Here is a 20,040-nt window from a genome sequence, read left to right as displayed (position 1 = left end):
CGTTAAGTAATGGATAGCAATAGAAAACTGGCACATATTGTAACATATTATTTGTCAAGGTTTGATAAAGTTGCTTTGGCTAAACTTGGATATAAAACAGATAAAGAAGCATTCCATAAAATCGCGGAAGCCTTGGATGTACTACCTAATTACATTAAGTTCAGGCGTGATGAATTTGATGTTGCCCATCCGCACCGTAAAGGATGGCATAAAAGAGCCATGACCATGAGCATAATTAATACAATCAATGCCTTGCAGGATATTGATGAACCGACTCTGAGAAGTATCGTTCTGGATATTCTGTCAAAAAGAAAAGATATTGAAGCTTCAGAAGACCTAGAGCCGCTCATGACAATTCTACCTGACGAAAAAAAGAAAAAGCGAGTATATGTTCCACGAAATATTACAGGAAAAAAAGCTGAGGAAATCTTTGTAGAATGGTTCAAATCAGGTCAGGAAAACATTCCTCAGGGAAAAGACTTTGTGGATATGAGAGACTATGGTTGTGGGTATGATTTCCAGATTGTAGTTTCTGATAAGAAAGTACATGCTGTAGAAGTTAAAGGTTTTTCAGAGGATGAGGGGGGAATACTAATTACTGGAAAAGAATGGGAAACAGCTGGTATTATGAAAACAGATTACTATCTCGTTCTTGTGAGTAATATTGATAAAAATCCGGTTATTACTGTTATCAATAATCCATATAAAAAACTCTCTCCAAAGAGAAATTTACAAACCGTCATTCAGGTGAATTGGACAGTATCATCAAAGGAAATTCGCCAGCTTAAAGAAATTTTACCATGATTACAGATTATTCAGAATATCTGACTGCTGATGCTTCCCCCGTTGCAGTAAATATGCTCGAATCGTTTAGGGCTGTGGGGTACAGTATGGAAGCAGCTGTTGCAGATATTCTAGATAATTCTATATCAGCAGGTGCAAAAAATATATGGATAGATTTTGACTGGAATGGAGCAGACACCACATTTTCATTGAAAGATGATGGTTGTGGTATGACGAATGATGAATTGATCAACGCAATGCGTCCAGGTTCTAAGGATCCTAATGAAGAGCGAGATATAAATGATCTTGGTCGTTTTGGTCTGGGATTGAAAACAGCTTCTTTCTCACAGTGCAGAAAGTTCACGGTCATTTCTAAAAAGAAATCAAAAGAATTTGTCTACTGGACATGGGATCTGGATTATATATACTATCATGCAAAGGAATGGAAACTAATTGCATTGTTACCTGATGGGAACTGGGGTGAACAAATGCAGCATTTATTTTCAGGAACGATTGTTATCTGGCGGGATATAGATTATTTGTTAAAGGATGTTGGCAAAGACGATAAAATAGCTTTCGATAAATTTTTGCAAACGATGGAACGTGTCAAAAAACATATTGCCACAGTTTTTCATCGGTATATCGAAAGCAATAAAATAAAAATATTTTTCAGTGGCAGAGAAGTTGAGGCTTGGAATCCTTTTCTGATACAGCATACAGCAACGCAAAGTTTTCCTGAAGAACCGTTACATCATGGGAAAATAAAAGTCCGGGGCTTTGTGTTACCTCATAAATCTAAGCTTACACCGGAAGAATTCAGAAATGCAGAAGGTGTCAGAGGATGGAATGCACAACAGGGATTTTATGTGTATAGGAATGAACGTATGCTGGTTAGTGGGGAATGGTTGGGATTATTCAGAAAAGAAGAACACTTCAAACTGGCAAGAATAATGATTGACCTGCCGAATAGTCTGGATGGAGAATGGCAGATTGATATTAAAAAATCAGTTGCAAGAGCTCCTTTCGGGTTAAAAGACAATCTGAAAGCTTATGCGTCTCTGGTAAGAGCTCAGGCTGTTGAGGTTTACAGGCACAGAGGTAAAGTTGTTCAACGGAATTCCACAACTCAGCATTTTCAGCCCGTATGGATAGAGAAGCAAAAGGATGGAAAGCGTTATTACGAAATAAACCAGGAACATCCCTTCATTTCATCAATGGATCTGAAAGCTATAAAACCGCTTATCAGATTGCTGGAAGAAACACTACCAGTCCCATTGATTGTTATTAATGAGTCTGAAAACCCGGATTCATTTTTCAGACCATTTGAAAAGTTAGCAGCTTCTAATGAATTGAAAGAATTACTGAAAACAGTATATCATTCATTATTGAATACTAACACACCGGAACAGGCAAAAAGCAGATTATTGCTGATTGAACCATTTAACGAATATCCGGAATTAATTGAATGTCTATGAGTAATTATCAACAGGCAAAAAATGTATGTATTACAATGCTTTCAGGATTTACAGAAAGCATGAATGCCGATTTAATAAAAAATACAGTTGAGAATGTAAACAAGCTATTTTCTCTTTCTGAGGATGACCTGACAATACTTCGTGATGAACTGGAATCATTATATGCAGTCTTTTCTGACCAATATCGTATACTAGATGCTGAAGAAGATAAAAAGAGAATTCCCTGGATAAAAGATGCAAAAGCAGAGATATCGTGGAAATTCTGGAAGCGTTACAGAAGGTTGCTGGAACAAAAGAATTATGCTCCGGACACACTGAATAAAATGGACAATCTGACTGACGATATTCTTGACAGATTGATACGACCAGGAAGCAATATTCCTTTTGATAAAAGAGGGTTAATTGTCGGTCATGTACAATCCGGAAAGACCGGAAATTATATTGGATTGATATGTAAGGCTGCGGATGCCGGATATAGGTTGATTATTGTATTAGCAGGGATTCACAATAGTTTACGTTCACAGACCCAGCTACGTATTGATGAAGGGTTTCTGGGATTTGATACCCAGCAAGCCCGAAGTATAACCCAAACCACAAATAGAATCGGTGTAGGTAAGATTGATCCGAATCTGGTAGCACATTCTCTGACTACAAATGAAATTAATGGAGATTTCAATAGAAGAGCTTCTGAAACTTCGGGTATAAATATTCGTAGTAATGATCCGATCGTACTTGTCATCAAGAAAAATGCTTCTGTGATGAAAAATCTGCTGGGCTGGCTGGCAACCAGAGCAGAAACAATGGAGGATGGAAAAAAGCAGATCAAAAATCTGCCTTTGCTGGTTATTGATGATGAAGCAGATAATGCATCCATTAACATCAGTAAAAATTATGTTTCAGGAATCAATGCCTGTATCCGTTCTATGCTGAAATTGTTCGAACAAAGTGCTTATATTGGTTATACTGCTACTCCTTATGCCAATATTTTTGTAAAGCAATACACAGATGAAGATGTTAAAGGACTGGATTATAATGTCCATAACATACCGTTATCTTTAGGAAACGACATTTTCCCTAAAAACTTTATTGTTAATATACCAGCTCCTTCTAATTACATCGGTCCAGAAAAAATTTTTGGTATCGAGACTATTGAATCCATTGAAGATTATGATAATCCGTCGCCTCCCTTGAATGATTTAATAGTACCCGTAGATGATTATTTGAATTATATAAAGGATGGGCATAAAATGGATGATGAGAAACCTGATGAACTCCCTCCAAGCCTTCATAAAGCAATAAAATGTTTCTTTTTATCCTGTGCAGCCAGAAGAGCCCGTGGTCAGGAAAATGAACATAACTCAATGTTGATACACGTAACAAGGTTTATAAAATGGCAGGCCAGAATTGGCCGTTTGGTAGAAGAACAGGTAAAAACATACGCACGTTTAGTAGAATTTAATGATAATGCATTCCTGAGAGAACTTGAACATCTATGGAATGAAGAATTTATACCCGTTACAAAAAATATTATAGCTAATCCAACGGTCAAAGATCCATCCATAAAAGAAATGTCCTGGATGGATATAGAATCTCACCTATATCCGGCAGTAGCTAAAATAGAAGTCAGATCTGTACATGGCGACACAAGAGTTGAAGGACTTGAACATAAAAATATCCGTCCGCTTGATTATTATGATAATAAAAACGGACTTTCTGTAATTGCAGTTGGAGGTAACAAACTTTCTCGGGGACTTACCCTTGAAGGGCTGACGATTACCTATTTCCTTCGTGCGTCAAAAATGTACGACACATTGATGCAGATGGGCAGATGGTTTGGCTACCGTCCAGGATATCTGGATTTGTGCAGATTATTTACGAGTAATGAGCTTGTCCAATGGTATCAGCATATTACAGTGGCTACGGAAGAAATGCGGGCTGAATTTGACCGAATGGGAGACCTTGATAAAACACCTGCTGAATATGGGTTGAAAATAAGGACGCATCCTGGTTCACTGGTAGTAACTGCGGCAAACAAGTTCAGATACAAGAAAATTATGGAGCTTAGTTATTCTGGAGAGCTTGAAGAAACCTATTCTTTCCGTAAAAACGATACAGCAAATCTTTCCAATTATACACTCGCTCTTTCATTTATCAATAGCTTGGGATTACCTGATGGAATTTCAAATTCAGAAGCTGCATTCCGCAATCATTTTGTATGGAGAGGAAAAAACAATGCTGATAGAATTGTTAGCTTTTTGTCTGCATATAAAACCAAACAACTATCATTTAATGTTTCTTTGATGTCAGATTATATTCAGGCACAGCAAAGACATGGAGTGATTACAGATTGGACTGTAGTACTGATTAATAATACAGATGATAAAAAAGGCATAAAGATTAATGAGGATATAACTGTAGGACTTACTAGGCGAAGTGATTCTGAAACGCAGGTAAATCATTATACTATTAATAAATCACATATTATTGACCCAAAGCATGAATACATTGATCTGACAGATGATGAAATAAGAAGAGCTCTTGAAAAATCAAAAAAGGATGCAATAGAAAAAGGAAAAGATTCATCACGGGTAAATAAACCAAGTCCTGTAAGAATTAAAGAAATTCGCCCAGAAAATCAGGGATTGCTATTGATTTACATATTAAACCCTCAACCTGACCTAGAGAAACCTGCATTATCTGATATCCCGTTTGTAGGATTGGCTGTAAGTTTCCCTTGGATTGAAAAAGATATTAAAATTGAATACGCAGTAAATGAGCAGTTTCTAAAGGAGATATTAGATTATCCTGATGAGCTGGATGAAGAAGATATTGATGATCCTTTGATAGCCGAAACAGAGGAAAAAGGTACTGAAATGAAATCATTTCTTCTCAGAACGATGAAGGACAAAGAAAACTTCAATAAAGAGCTGTCTATTCATTTTCAGGAAGGGATTAATATAAGTTACAGTAAACAGTATAATCCCGGTGAAATAAAAACTGTTGCAGTACCGGAACAAGTAGAAAGCAGCGTTCCCTTAATCAGAGCCGAAGATATTGATAGATACTATATAAAACCTTATCCTGATTTTCAGGTTGTAAATGCAGGAGAGATATTAACAAAAGAGAAAAGCATTATAACACCTGTTATATATACTGATCAGAAGTGCACACTTTCTGAAGGCGGTTTTGTTGCCGATAGTAATTGCTTGACTGTTCAAAGTTCAGAGCTCGCTTTAGAGTATTTACTGGCATTGTTCAATTCTGCACTTTTTGCTTTCTACAATATAGGCCGAAAAGGAGAAAAAACGGAAATACTAATCAAAGAATTTCCTGTTATCACTGATACGCAGTATACACCAGCAATGAATGCTTTAGTAGAAAGTATATTACGTCTCCAGCAGGACCAAGCATCAAGAGAAAACAGGGTAATAAGCTCATACTTCATGAATGTTCTGGATGTAGCTGTATTTGAGATTTATTTTCCGGAAATATTTAAAAATAACCGTTTAAATGTTCTTTCGGAATTAAAAAAAATCGAGCCTTTTAATGATGATATAGAACAAGTAAAAAGCTATTATCAGATACTGAATGCTCCACAGAGTACTGTAAAAAAAGCAGTGTATGCCATTAATACGATTCCTGAATTCAAACTCATTTATCAAACACTGACGAATGAAAATTAAGCGTATACACATAAGCAATTACAGAGCTTTCCTGGTAAATAATGATCAGGAATCGTCTCGTTATACGATAGATCTCCCTAACGGAGAGAACTTATTGATATATGGTGAAAATGGAAGTGGAAAATCGTCACTATTCAGGGCTTTAAAAGACTTTTTTAATGTTGCATCAAACACAGGAAAGCCATTTCAGAAAAACCTGTTTTATGAAGAAGGTAATACTTCGGATGAGCCCTTTATTGATATAGAAATTGATGATAATAGCCATCATAGGTTTTCCTCTGATGGTAATCAATACCTATTGATTAATAATGAGTCAGGAGTTGATACAAACTATATTACTCAGGCAAATATTACCAATGGATTTATCAGTTACAGGGATTTGCTTAAACTACATTTCAGACAAGATAATCAGGAACCCGATTTGGTTTCTTTATTTCTTGGACAAGATGGATTATTCTCAGATATGGTTGTTCCAGCTCCTGCACAACCAGAAAATAAAATAGCTTATAAAGATCTCTGGATTAAATGCGGAGGATTGAACCAGGAAGCTTTGACGGATTACAATACGAATGTGGCTACTCTTTTCGGAGAGCTTGAAACAAAAGCAAATATACTGCTTGCTTTTTTTCAAAAAGAGTGCAGCTTAAAAATACAATATACAGATGGAGAAATAATAGATGGAGCACTCAGTAGTCCTGCAATTTCATTTAAGGTGAAACTTTTTGGTAAGAATTTGCCAGAGCATGATGATATGCTGAATGAAGCCCGTCTCACAGCTATAGCAATTTCTGTATTTCTGGCACATCAACTCTGTATTCCTCCTGCGGAATTAAAAATTCTTTTTTTAGACGATATTTTTATTGGATTAGATATGTCGAATAGAATTCCTCTACTGAAAATACTCACTTCTGATGATCTCGGAGATCGTAGTTCATTTAAAGGCGTTCAAATTTTCCTCACTACTTATGACAGAGAATGGTTTAATGTTGCTAAATCATATCTTGAAGGCTGGGAAAAAACAGAATTTTATGTAGATAACCATAGTCATAATATTGAACGTCCTTTTATACGTAAATCTGATACGTACAGAGAAAGAGCAGAATACCATTTGACAAAAGGAGATTATCCTGCCTGTGCTAATTATCTGCGAAAGGCATTTGAAAAAGAGCTAAAGAGAATCTTACCTGAAAATGTACTTTATCCGGGGTTTAATGGTACATCGGGAGACAATAGTGTAATTACTTTGTCAAAAAGGAATTTTTCAATTTCGGAAAATGATAATGCCTGGTTTTATAAATTAAAAGAGGAAGAAGATACAGATGTAGATACTTTCAGATTTATCTCTTTACAACAAATGATAGATCAGTTTAAAAAGTTAGTCAATCAATATGAAATTCCATTCTTACTTATTGACGAACTTACCGGAATCAAAAACCGGTTGCTAAATCCCCTTTCTCATGATGATCTGAAATCCTCAATATTTAAAGTAGAACTCATCACCGGATTTAAAATATTAGATGAGCTTCAGAAAATAGTTTCAAAAGTCATACTATCTGTCAAAGACAATAATGCCATTCAGATGTACAGCATAAAAACTGATTATAAGAATGATAGCTATTATTACAGATTTGAATTAAGAAGCAATCTGAGATACTTTCAATATGGTACTCATAAAATATTTCTAAACGCAGCTTTTCATACTCAATATAGGTCAACAGAAGATAATTTTTCAAATTTTGAGATTATGGAATATGATTATCCTTCAATTGAAAAATTATCAAAAGCTATATTTTATGCTTCCACAGAACCCGAAACCGATTATACTTTTTATGAGAATTTCATGTTTGATGAAATTTACACAGCTGATGGGAAAAAAATATCTGAACTGATTTAATTTATGGCACAACAGGAACTCAATCGGTTTTATACCGATTTATTACAGGATATTCGTTCAGAGCAGCTTTCAAATGAAGAAGGAGGTTCATTAGAGCAGTTATTTACTAATCAGGCAATTGTTCTTTTGTCGGAAGGAGGAGAAACTGCCGATGTCAGGATTTCTTTTCATGAAAGTATTGTACCAAGAAACCGCCATAAGATCAATGCTTATGCTATTGCTGATAATTATGAAACCCTCGATCTTTTTGTTACAGTATTTAAATGTACGGAAGAACCTATACGTGTTCAGAAATCGGATATTGATAATGCTGCAAAATTATTACTCTCATTTTTGAAAAAAGCCGATAACAGAGAATATGCAGATAGCCTGGAAGAATCATCGGAGATATTTGACTTTGCACATACATTAAATGCCTCAGTGGAACTGAGAGAAAACCTTGTAAGAATAAATATATTTATTTTAACCGATGGTATTTATAACGGGGAAATTCCTTCACAAAAAGAATTAAATGAGATTCCTGTTTTTTTCAGAGTGATTGATTTGAATTATCTTTTCAATGTTTCTGAGAAAGAATATATCCCTATTGAAATCGATTTTGAACAGGATGGTTTTGAAGTTCCATGTATCAAGGCAGACATAGATAATCCTGAATATCAGTCTTACCTGGCATTAATCCCCGGACATGCACTTGTTTCAGTTTATGAGCAATATGGAGCCAGACTATTAGAACAAAACGTAAGGTCTTTTCTACAATTTACAGGAAAAATAAATAAAGGAATACGTAATACAATACTGAAAGAACCACACATGTTTCTTGCATTTAACAATGGTATTGCAGCTACTGCCGACGATTTAAAACTCAAAAAGACAGAAAAGGGTTATCTGATAGAATCTGTAAAAGATCTTCAGATTGTAAATGGAGGGCAAACAACAGCATCTATATACCACACTTGGAAGAAAGATAAAGCTAATATAAAAGACATTGTAGTTCAGGTCAAACTGAGTATCATAAAAGATAAGAATAATTTTGCGGAAATCGTGAGCCGTATTGCCGAATATGCCAATACTCAGAATAAAGTGTCCATATCCGACCTGAGTTCTAATACTCCATTTCACATTGAACTTGAAAAATTATCAAGAAATATATGGGCTCCACCTGTTAGTGGTCAATCTCATCAAACCAGATGGTTTTACGAAAGAGCCAGAGGTCAATATAGAAACGCAAGGTCAAGGGAAGGAACTACAAAAGCTAAACTGAAGGCATTCGATCTTAAAAATCCTAAAAAGCAGTTTTTTACGAAAGAAGAGCTGGCCAAATTTGTAAATACATGGAGTGAAGTTTATGTAGAAGACAAGCTTGTTATCGGACCTCATATAGTTGTAAGGGGAAGCCAGAAAAATTATGCACAGCTTATTGCACACAATATTCCTGAAAATCCTGATAACGAATATTTCGAATATGCAATCGCAAAGGCTATTCTATTCAGGACTGCAGAAAAGCTATACGGAATAAAACCGAATTCTATCGGAGATATGAGATACATTACGGTTCCTTACACTCTTGCGTTACTATCATATAAAAAAGGAAAGGAAATAAATCTGTCTGATATTTGGAAAAAACAAAGTCTATCGGAAGATTTACAGACAACAATTTATAACCTGATGATTCAGGTAGAACAATTTATAAAAGAGAATGCACCAGGAGCTTTATACGGTGAGTGGGCAAAAAAGGACGAATGTTGGGAACAAGTCAAAAAGAAATTCAGTTTAAATTAAGACTGATCTTCCTTTCATGAAAACAGTTAGCACGTTACTGCTCATCTTGTACGGTTCACTTGCGTTGGCGCAGCTGAACTGTAAAACGACGAATCAACCCGATGGTTCGGTGATGAAGCAGTGTTTTCACCGAAACGGGAAAGCCTCTACGGTGGAAACGTGGGATAAAAACAAACGTTTCGGGTCGATCAAAGCATACAACAGTAAGGGAACGGAATTGTTTTCGCACGGTTTGCGTTCTGTTGGCAGGCATGCATCCGTTTCAATGACCTATTTTGGAAACGGACAAGTGGAAAAAGTCGATTTCAGTGATGCTCCGGATGGTGGAATCCAGTTTTACAATTCTTCCACGCGTTTTGATGAGCAGGGAAACCAAGTGGAGTTTTCCGAAACAAAATACCCGTTTGAACTGGAAGGGATTCCCGGGAAAACGACAGATACGGTGAAACCCCGGAAACCGCTGGTGGAGATAAATCGGGTGCTGGTTCCCGAAAAGAAGGAGCGAATCGATTTCCTGATTGTCAATAAAACAAAATCAAAACAACGGGTGAGTCTTGATCGCGGGATTGGTGAGGAAGATACATTGCTGGTCATTCCTGCCAAAAAGGAGGTCTACCAGATGATCTTCCCGCTTGAAAATCAGCTGAAGTTCCGTGAAAAACCGGAGCTTTCGTTGTTGCAGAATGCCGACAGGTTTGAGCTGATCCGGGTGAAAGAAGAACACATCGATGACCACCTCCTGGTGACCTGGTATATGATCAAAAAGTGAATTTTTAATCATTTTTCACAAGTTTTTCGCGGTTTTAATCTGTTTTTAAGCCGAAATCAGGTCAAATTACCTAATTTTAGAAAAATCACAAATTGGTTTCTTTTCGGAGAAACATAAACACTTTTTCATGGGTCACGTTCCGGAGTTAATTATAGATTTGGCATTAATTTTAGGTGCGGCTGCAGTCATGACGATCATTTTTAAAATGCTGCGTCAGCCGGTCGTGTTGGGATATATTATTGCAGGGGTTGTTGTTGGACCTTATTTTAATTTCTTCCCGACAGTCGTTGAGTCCGACGGGATCAAAACGTGGGCGGAAATCGGGGTGATTTTCCTGCTGTTCGGTCTGGGGTTGGAATTCAGCTTCAAAAAACTGCTGAAAGTGGGTAACGTGGCCGTCATTACTTCCCTCATGGGAGTCGGGATGACTTTCCTGATCGGCTACAACGTGGGAGTGATTCTCGGCTGGAGCATGATGGACAGTTTGTTCATGGGAGGAATTCTCAGTATCGCGTCCACCACGATTATCTTCCGCGCCTTCGATGAATTGGGTGTTAAGAGTCAGAAATTTGCCGGAATCGTATTGGGAGCACTGGTCATAGAAGACCTGGTAGCCGTTGTTCTCATGGTGATTTTATCCACTGTTTCGATCAGCCGTTCCTTCGAGGGAATGGAAATGATCTATTCCATCGGGAAACTGGTATTTTTCCTGGTGTTGTGGTTCGTTTCCGGAATATTTTTCTTGCCAACTTTATTTAAAAGACTGAAGAAATACCTGAGCGATGAAACACTTCTGGTGGTTTCCCTGTCGTTGTGTTTCATGATGGTAGTATTGTCTTCCCAGGCAGGATTTTCACCGGCTTTGGGAGCCTTTATCATGGGGTCCATCCTGGCAGAAACACCGAAAGTAGAGCGGATCGAACACCTGGTTCAGTCTGTAAAAGACCTGTTCGGAGCCATTTTCTTCGTATCGGTCGGGATGCTGCTCAACCCGGATATGCTGGTAGAATACGCACTTCCGATCGGGATTTCAACCCTGGTGCTTTTGCTTGGAAAACCGACCTTTGCGACCATCGGAGCCCTGTTTGCCGGTCAGCCGATTAAAGTAGCGGTACAGACGGGGATGAGTTTGTCCCAGATCGGGGAATTCTCCTTTATCATTGCAACGCTGGGAGTTACCCTGGACGTAACGAGTGACTTCTTGTATCCGGTTGCTGTGGCAGTATCGGTGATTACCACGTTTACAACCCCGTACATGATCGGGTTTTCGGGCCGGATTTCGGATTGGGTCACGCTGAAAATGCCGGAAAAATGGAAAAACCGCCTGTACAAATACAGCTTGGGAACGCAACAGGTAACGGAGGCAAGTGATTGGAAAAAACTGATCCGTTTTTATGTCATCAATACCTTGATTTTTTCGGTCGTGATCATCAGTATTATTCTGCTGGCAAATCAATTCCTGGCGCCGTTTTTTGAAGAGAGCAAGTGGAAAAACCTGATAGTGGTTTCCCTGACCTTGTTGATGATCGCCCCATTTTTGTATGCATTGGCTTTCCGGAGAGGACCTTCCCAAACCTATGCGAATATCTGGCTGAAACCTTTGTATCGCGGTCCGCTTCTGGCGCTGATTATTTCACGGATTGCCCTTTCGATCTTCTTTATCGGGTTTGTTTTTGCGAAGTATTATTCGCCGTTGGCGGCATTCATCGGGGTGTTGGTAGCAACCTTGTTTTTCGTTACACAGCGCCACCGTATCAAACGGTTCTACGGGAAAATCGAATCCCGTTTCTTGCTGAACTTGCACGAGCGTGAACGGGCGGAAGAAGAACAGCAAAAGAAACAAAGCGTTCTTGCTCCATGGGATTCTCACTTAACGAAATTTACGCTGGAAACCCGTTCACCGATTATCGGTCAACCTTTGGGGGTAATGAAACTCCGCGAAACGTATGGGGTGAATATCGTGATTATTGACCGCGGCGGACTAACGATCAATATTCCGCGGCAAGAGGAGGTGCTTTACCCGAATGATGTGATTTCCGTGATTGGAACGGATGAGCAGCTTTCCCTGTTTAAAGACGATATCACCGTGAAAGAATCCCAGGAAGAACCGAAATCTGAAGTATCACAGGTTGGTCTGCATTCCTTTTCTATTCCGGCAGATTCTGAGTTGATCGGGCAGACGATGCGGGATTCCAAGATGCGTGAAAGATGCAAGGGAATTGTGGTCGGGTTGGAACGCGATGAAAAGCGGATTGTGAACCCGGATCCGGACATTACGTTCCATGCAGATGATGTGATTTGGATCGTTGGGATCAATAAGCGTATTCAGGTATACCTGAAGGATATTCTTAAGAGTTGATATCCGCCTGAAACACCAGTAAAAAAGGACTTTTTACACATCCTGACAGACTTCGGCGTGAGCTCAGTCGAACGCTATCGGGATTAGAAATTTGTAAAATGGTGTTTTCCGGGATCAAAATTTCCTGATCGTTTGCTAATTACGGTCTTAGTTCTTGACTCTCACAGTCGGGACTCTCATTTCGTCAAATCATTCCTTTTCAAAACGCACCATATCACACTCCGGATTCAGCGGATCGCCGTGAAGCAGGTGATTGACCAGTTCGTGAGCGATTAACGGTGCGATCATGTAGCCTTTCGTACCCAATCCGTTGGCAAAAACCATTTTTGAGAATTCCGGGTGTTTCCCGATCAAGGGCCTTCTGTCCGGAACAGTAGGGCGTACACCGGCGCGGTGCTCCAGGATTTCATATGATTCGGAAGTGATAGACCGCAGGTTTTCAGCAATCGTTTGCGCCCCTTCTTCGGTTGGTTCGGTATTGTCCGTGTCCCAAACATACGTCGAACCCACCTTGAAACGTCCGTTTCCGAGTGGAAGCAGGAAGCACTTGCGGTTCAGAGACTCTTCTCCATAGATTGTGTCAGACTGAATAGTCAGCAACTCGCCTTTGGTTTGCTGCAGCGGCAGATGACTGAAAAGCGGGTTGTACTTTCCGTCTTTCCCTTCGGCAAAGAGGATGAAATCGTATGCTTCGCCTTTGTAAACACCCGTTTGAGGGTCCAGGAATGCGTGATCAAATGTCTCTTCCAGCAAAATCTCTTTCGATGCAAAGTAAGTGCGATTTCCTTCCAGGAAAGGAGTCGTGTCGATATAAGCTGCTTGTTTCACCCTTCCGGTTCCAAAAGTATTTTGCTCTATCGGAAACGTCAAATCGGCATCTGTGAGCTGTTCCATATACGGCTCAAACTCCGGGAGAAGTTGTTTTTTCTGCCAGAATTCCAGTTCCTGCTGCGAAGCAAACAAGCGCCGGATCACCAGGGGATGCAGAAAAGAAGTACCCGTAAGCTGTTCGATTTCCCGGTAAGTCTGATAAGCAAACGGAAGCAGTTCTGAAATACGCCAGCTCAGCGTCATCCTGCGAAACACCAATGGATTGATTAACCCTGCCGCAACTGCGGAAGAAGCATTCCGGTTGTTGTCCAGCAAGCGGACTTCACAGCCCTGTTTCAATAATTCATGACTCAGACAGATTCCTGCCACACCACCACCTACAACCAGTACTTTCATTTAAATAAAGTGAGAATTTAGAATTGAAAATTGAAAAGGTGTTTCGACTTAGTTCGGCAAACTCACTACAAGCCGCTCAACTGCCTTTTCACTTCTCCATTTTACATTTTCAATGAATAAGAGATTACTTTCCAAACTTCATGAAAGGAATAAAACGCGGTGTCTTGCGCTGGTATTCGGCATAATCCGGGTATTTTCCGGCAGAAATACTCTCCGAAAAATCCGAACTTCCCTTAAACAAAATCACCAGCAATAAACAACCTCCCATCGACCAGTTGATCCATTCTCCGGTTGCCACCACGCTGAATCCGTAGAACAGCAGCCAGATCGTTTGTTCCATCGCGTAATTCGGATGGCGTACCAGCTTCCACAAACCGGTATCCACGAATCCTTTGGAATAAGGCCCGAGTGCTTCTCCGTTTTTGAGGCGGCGGTGTTTTTCCGTTTGAAAATTGTACTGCTGCTGGTCGGCAATAAACTCAATCACCACAGCAACAATGATTCCTGCGGCAAGAACCCAGTCCCACAATTGAATCGTTGCCGGTGCAGATTCATACAGACCGGTCAGAGCCGGAAGTGTGAACAAAAAGATCAGTGTATTCTGGTACGAACAGATGAAAAACAAGTTGAACAACATCCACACAAACCGGTTGTTGAAACCAGGTCTTTGACGCAGGATTTCCCAGCGGTAATCTTCTTCTCCGGTCCAGAATTTCCAGGAATAAGCACCCCTTCGTGCAAAATTGTATGTCAGGCGGATTCCCCAAATGGTCACAACGACCGCCATCAAGACCAGGCGCGGAGCGAAATCTCCGGCATAAGCCACGTGCCAGACATAATAAATTGGGATGATGCTCCAGATCTTATCAATCTGTGAATTGTTTCGCGTAATCTCGCCGAGCAGAAAACAAACAGCCGTTACAACTGCCAGAACAATCCCCATTTCCGTAAGCACTTCAGTTTGAAGCGCATTCAATGGAGTGCCGAAATAAAATGACATAACCGGAACAACTACCAGCGTCAAAATCAGGATAAGTATCGTTATTAACATGAGGGAAAGTTAGCATTTATACCGTAAACTCAGATACAATTCAAAATGCAAAATTCAAAAGACGGATTTGCAATTTTTGAATTTTGCATTTTTCCTTTGAAATTTTGGATATTATTCCGCAACAGCTAACACCGCAATGCTGATTTTAGCTTTGGGAAACTGGTTCCGGAGAATCCGCACGCAGGTTTCCAGCGTTGATCCGGTTGTCACCACATCATCTACCACAACTAAATGCTGTAAATTGTGTTCCTGTTGAGTTCGGAGTGCAAAACGGTTTTGCATATTGTCCCAACGGGAAACCCGGTTTTTTTTGGTCTGACTTTCCGTGAAAGAAGTCCGCTTCAAGAGATCCTTCCGTAACGAAACTCCGGAAGCCTGGGTTATTCCTTTGCAGATGATTTCCGCCTGGTTGTAGCCGCGGATAAATTCCTTTTTGGGATGGAGCGGAACGGGAATCAGCGCATCCATATCCGAAAAGGCCGGCAGTTGTTTGAGAATCGTTCCCAATTCCCTTCCGAAGTGCAGCCCGATTTCCGGGTTATTGCCGTATTTCAGTTCGTGGAGAATTTGCTGAGTGGAGTTTTGTTGTTTGAAACGCAGCAAGGCATACGTTCCGGATAAATCCACACGTCCCCAGAACAGCTTATCGAGGTTGGTTGCTTCGGAATACGCTTCGAAATTCGTGTAGGACAATTCACTGATGCAGACCGGGCAGACAGCCAGTTTGGATTGATTGAATTCGTGCCGGCAGATCAGGCAGTTTTGAGGGTAGAGAACATGGAGCAAATCACGCGTCCATTTGTTAAAAACTGAAGCAGGTTTTGTCAGCATAATAGTGTTTATTTGGCATTGCTCACTATCAACACCGCACTGTTGATAGCTGAATAAATATAGTAAAAAACGGAATCCGTATTTCACCTAATTTTATAGGAAAGCCAACTGAAAGTCTTCATCCACTTGAAGTTGGACGAATCTGGATAATTCTTCGATGAATTGCAGATTAGGGGCTGTGAATATCTTTAGGGGGCATGTTGATAAACTCGCTAAGTGTTCATGTTAAAGGCTTTCAAAGTAACGATGTTGAAAACCTCAGACGATTGTGGATTTCTTTAATTGTGAAAGGAAAGAATTTTGACAATTTTTGTAAGCCCCTTTAACCAGAAAAGGAGTTGAATCACTCGACTAAAAATAAAGGGGAAACTAACTAAAAATTTGAAACCGATACAAATTCATCCGTGGTTGTGAAATGACCATGGCATAGGAAATATTGACTTTAAAAAAAACAAATTAACAATGGGACAGGTAGAACCAATCTTAGAAGAAAACAAAAATCGATTCGTGTTATTCCCGATTCAACATGACGATATCTGGTCTTTTTATAAAAAGGCAGAAGCGAGTTTCTGGACCGCTGAAGAGATTGATTTGTCGCCGGATTTAATTGATTGGGAAACGAAGCTGAATGACGATGAGCGTCATTTTGTGAAACACGTTTTGGCATTCTTTGCAGCATCCGACGGAATTGTAAACGAAAACCTCGCAGAGCACTTTCTGGCTGAAGTGCAGTACACGGAAGCGAAGTTCTTTTACGGGTTCCAGGTTGCGATTGAAAATATCCATTCTGAGACCTACTCCTTGTTGATTGATACCTACATCAAGGATACGAATGAGAAAAACCACTTGTTCAATGCCCTTGAAACGATAGACTGTGTGCGTAAAAAAGCAGACTGGGCTTTGCGCTGGATCGATAACGGATCTTTTGCAGAGCGTTTGGTGGCATTTGCAGCAGTAGAAGGAATCTTCTTCTCCGGTTCATTCTGTTCGATTTTCTGGTTGAAAAAACGCGGCTTGATGCCAGGATTATCGTTCTCCAATGAGCTGATTTCCCGCGATGAAGGTCTGCACTGTGACTTCGCATGTTTGCTGTATACCAAACACCTGATCAACCAGCTCCCGAAAGAGCAGGTACAGGAAATTATCCTGAATGCAGTGGAAATTGAGAAGGAATTCGTAACCGATGCTCTTCCTGTGAAGTTAATCGGAATGAATGCGGAACTCATGTCGCAATACATCGAGTTCGTGGCTGATCGCTTGCTGGTGGAATTAGGAAACCAGAAAGTGTTCAATACAACCAACCCGTTTGATTTCATGGATATGATTTCCATTCAGGGTAAAACCAACTTCTTCGAAAAACGCGTTGCAGAATACCAGAAAGCAGGTGTTATGGCGAACAAGGAGAACCAAACGTTTAGTTTAGACGAAGATTTTTAATGCATTATATTACCAATAACAACAACCCAAATAGAGCGCTATGTACGTAATTAAAAGAGACGAGAGAAAAGAGGCTGTGAAATTTGACAAAATCACTGCGCGCATCGTGAAGATGTGTTATGGGCTGGACCCGCTAGTTTCGCCTGAGGCTGTTGCCATGAAAGTGATCGAAGGAATCTATGATGGAGTAACGACGACCGCTTTGGATAACTTAGCAGCTGAAGTTGCAGCAGCTAAAACAATCGACCACCCGGACTATGCCTTGCTGGCATCCCGTATCGCGGTGTCGAATCTCCACAAGGAAACGAAAAAATCGTTTTCCGATGTGATGGAAGACCTGTACAAGTATATCGACCCGAAAACAGGTCAGCGCGCATCATTGATTGCTGATGATGTGTACGAAGTCATTCAGAATAACAAAGAGTTGTTGGATTCAAGTATTATTTACGATCGTGATTTCCGTTACGATTACTTCGGATTCAAAACCTTAACCCGAAGCTATTTGTTGCGCATCAACGGCGAAATCGCTGAGAGACCACAACAAATGCTGATGCGTGTAGCTGTTGGAATTCATAAAAACGATCTGACACAGGCAATCAAGACATACAACCTGATGTCTGAAGGATGGTTTACCCACGCTACGCCAACCCTGTTTAATGCAGGGACGCCGAAACCGCAAATGTCTTCTTGTTTCTTGTTGACCATGAAAGAGGACAGTATCGAAGGAATTTACGAGACCTTGAAATCATGCGCTCAGATTTCCCAGTCTGCCGGAGGTATTGGTTTGGCTCTCCACGATATCCGCGCTACCGGATCCTACATCAAAGGAACAAACGGTACATCCAACGGAATCGTTCCGATGCTGCGTGTATTCAACGACACAGCTCGTTACGTAGACCAGGGTGGAGGAAAACGCAAAGGATCTTTCGCCATGTACATCGAGCCCTGGCATGCTGACGTATTCGATTTCCTGGATTTGAAAAAGAATACCGGAAAAGAAGAAATGCGTGCACGTGACTTGTTCTATGCATTGTGGATTCCGGATTTGTTCATGAAACGTGTGGAAGAAAACGGAGACTGGACTTTGATGTGTCCGCATGAGTGCCCGGGACTTTCTGAAACATTCGGAGCTGAATTCGAAGCATTGTACACGCAATACGAAACAGAAGGAAAAGGTCGTAAAACGATCAAAGCTCAGGATTTGTGGTTCAAAGTATTGGAGTCACAAATTGAGACAGGAACACCATACATGCTGTACAAAGATGCGGCAAACTCGAAATCCAACCAGCAAAACCTGGGAGTCATCAAGTCTTCCAACTTGTGTACGGAAATCATCGAGTACACTGCACCGGATGAGATCGCAGTATGTAACCTGGCTTCATTGGCTTTGCCGAAATTCGTGATGGAAGACGGAACATTCGATCACAACAAATTGTTCGAAGTAACGTACCAGGCAACGATTAACCTGAACCGCATCATCGACGGAAACTTCTACCCGGTAGAAGAAGCACGCAAATCAAACATGCGTCACCGTCCGATCGGATTGGGAGTTCAGGGATTGGCAGATGCATTCATCATGATGCGTTTCCCATTCGAATCTGAAGAAGCAAAAGCATTGAACCGTGAGATCTTCGAAACGATCTACTACGCAGCAATGACAGCTTCCAAAGACCTGGCAATTGCAGAAGGGCCATACGAAACAATCGCAGGATCTCCGGTATCAAAAGGAATCTTCCAGTTCGACATGTGGGGAGTAACTCCTACAGACCGTTGGGAATGGGATGTATTGAGAGAAGAAGTGAAAAAACACGGTGTGCGCAACTCTTTGCTGCTTGCTCCGATGCCGACAGCTTCAACAGCTCAAATCCTTGGAAACAACGAATGTTTCGAGCCATATACTTCCAATATTTACACCCGCCGTGTATTGTCCGGAGAATTCATCATCGTCAACAAGCACTTGCTGAAAGACCTGGTGAAAGAAGGATTGTGGAACAAAGACATGCGCCAGAAACTGATGGCATCCAACGGATCCGTACAAAACATCAACGAGATTCCGCAGTACATCAAAGATCTGTATAAAACTGCCTGGGAAATTTCTCAGAAAGCAATTATCGATCAGTCTGCAGACCGCGGTGCATACATCTGTCAGTCACAGTCATTGAATATTTTCATGGAGAACGCAAACTTCGGAAAATTGACTTCCATGCACTTCTACGGATGGAAAAAAGGGTTGAAAACAGGAATGTACTACCTGAGAACAAAAGCAGCAACAGATGCAATCAAGTTCACAGTAGACAAAGCAGTAACTGAAGAACCTTCACAAGCAACGATTGAAGAACAACAGGCAGCCATTGCATGTTCACTGGATAATCCTGATGGATGTGAAATGTGCTCTGGGTAGGATGTAATCCTACTCAATTCTTGAAAGAATTGACTTTTGGAACAAAAGCAGAGCAATATTCGCCGAAGGCAAATGTGTTCTCTTTGAAACCTGAATAAGAACGTGTGATGTTAATAATTGTGCCGTTTTTATGATGTTACACATACCAATCCTGCGGGTTTTCCCGCGGGATTTTTTTATGTCCGATTACTCATGTTGGTTTGAGTTGCTTTTGTTGTGTCGCCTCGAGTGTCCGGACATTTCTGCTCATGTCAGTGCGAGTTCCCGAAAAGCAGCGTAACGGATTGACGGGAGTATCGAGAACACAGGAGCAATATTGCCGGAGAAATACACCATGCGGCAGTAATTTCA

12 protein-coding genes are annotated in these 20,040 nt (G+C 40.4%); 9 read left to right on the top strand and 3 right to left on the bottom strand.

Annotation, left to right across the window (positions count from 1 at the left end; all coding sequences use genetic code 11):
• The first annotated feature begins 9 nt into the window (after positions 1-9).
• The 7 genes from ABDV94_RS10880 to ABDV94_RS10850 all read left to right on the top strand — a co-directional run bounded on the left by ABDV94_RS10880 (position 10) and on the right by ABDV94_RS10850 (position 12,742).
• Positions 10-804: a DUF3883 domain-containing protein gene (locus tag ABDV94_RS10880; RefSeq protein WP_343747203.1), complete on the top strand. Its 795-nt coding sequence runs from the start codon at positions 10-12 to the stop codon at positions 802-804.
• Positions 801-2,258: an ATP-binding protein gene (locus tag ABDV94_RS10875; RefSeq protein WP_343747202.1), complete on the top strand. Its 1,458-nt coding sequence runs from the start codon at positions 801-803 to the stop codon at positions 2,256-2,258. The genes ABDV94_RS10880 and ABDV94_RS10875 overlap by 4 nt, the downstream gene beginning before the upstream one ends.
• Positions 2,255-5,941 carry a Z1 domain-containing protein gene (locus ABDV94_RS10870; RefSeq protein WP_343747201.1) on the top strand — a complete coding sequence of 1,229 codons (3,687 nt, stop codon included), beginning with the start codon at positions 2,255-2,257 and terminating at the stop codon, positions 5,939-5,941. The genes ABDV94_RS10875 and ABDV94_RS10870 overlap by 4 nt, the downstream gene beginning before the upstream one ends.
• Positions 5,931-7,835 (top strand): AAA family ATPase, encoded by a 1,905-nt coding sequence (locus tag ABDV94_RS10865; protein ID WP_343747200.1) that lies wholly within the window; start codon positions 5,931-5,933, stop codon positions 7,833-7,835. Before ABDV94_RS10870 ends, ABDV94_RS10865 begins: the two co-directional genes overlap by 11 nt.
• A 3-nt stretch (positions 7,836-7,838) precedes the next feature.
• On the top strand, positions 7,839-9,614 hold the full coding sequence (locus ABDV94_RS10860) for an AIPR family protein (protein ID WP_343747199.1): 1,776 nt from the start codon (positions 7,839-7,841) through the stop codon (positions 9,612-9,614).
• 16 nt (positions 9,615-9,630) lie between these two features.
• Positions 9,631-10,383, top strand: coding sequence for a hypothetical protein (locus tag ABDV94_RS10855; protein WP_343747198.1), 753 nt, complete (start codon positions 9,631-9,633; stop codon positions 10,381-10,383).
• A gap of 127 nt (positions 10,384-10,510) precedes the next feature.
• The gene (locus ABDV94_RS10850; RefSeq protein WP_343747197.1) at positions 10,511-12,742 is read left to right on the top strand and encodes a cation:proton antiporter; all 2,232 of its coding nucleotides are present in this window, start codon (positions 10,511-10,513) and stop codon (positions 12,740-12,742) included.
• A 189-nt stretch (positions 12,743-12,931) separates the two neighbouring features.
• Here the strand turns inward: ABDV94_RS10850 and ABDV94_RS10845 are convergent, their stop codons facing one another.
• From ABDV94_RS10845 to ABDV94_RS10835, 3 genes are all read right to left on the bottom strand, one after another.
• Positions 12,932-13,969 carry an FAD-dependent oxidoreductase gene (locus ABDV94_RS10845; protein ID WP_343747196.1) on the bottom strand — a complete coding sequence of 346 codons (1,038 nt, stop codon included), beginning with the start codon at positions 13,967-13,969 and terminating at the stop codon, positions 12,932-12,934.
• A 124-nt stretch (positions 13,970-14,093) separates the two neighbouring features.
• Entirely contained in the window at positions 14,094-15,020 is a 927-nt protein-coding gene (locus ABDV94_RS10840; RefSeq protein ID WP_343747195.1) for a DUF1295 domain-containing protein, read from the bottom strand.
• A gap of 111 nt (positions 15,021-15,131) precedes the next feature.
• Positions 15,132-15,851 (bottom strand): phosphoribosyltransferase family protein, encoded by a 720-nt coding sequence (locus ABDV94_RS10835; RefSeq protein ID WP_343747194.1) that lies wholly within the window; start codon positions 15,849-15,851, stop codon positions 15,132-15,134.
• A 462-nt stretch (positions 15,852-16,313) separates the two neighbouring features.
• Here ABDV94_RS10835 and ABDV94_RS10830 point away from each other — a divergent pair, with 462 nt between their 5' ends.
• Together ABDV94_RS10830 and ABDV94_RS10825 are read left to right on the top strand one after the other, a co-directional pair.
• Positions 16,314-17,288: a ribonucleoside-diphosphate reductase small subunit gene (locus ABDV94_RS10830; protein ID WP_343747193.1), complete on the top strand. Its 975-nt coding sequence runs from the start codon at positions 16,314-16,316 to the stop codon at positions 17,286-17,288.
• Between the two features lie 40 nt (positions 17,289-17,328).
• A complete protein-coding gene (locus ABDV94_RS10825; protein WP_343747192.1) occupies positions 17,329-19,689 on the top strand; it encodes a ribonucleoside-diphosphate reductase subunit alpha in 2,361 nt (786 codons plus the stop codon).
• Positions 19,690-20,040: the final 351 nt, after the last annotated feature.

The sequence above is a fragment of the Fluviicola sp. genome, from assembly GCF_039596355.1.
Taxonomy (GTDB): Bacteria; Bacteroidota; Bacteroidia; order Flavobacteriales_D; family Crocinitomicaceae; genus Fluviicola.
Note: the sequence above shows the minus strand (reverse complement) of the source record. Positions and strands in the feature narration are given on the sequence as shown.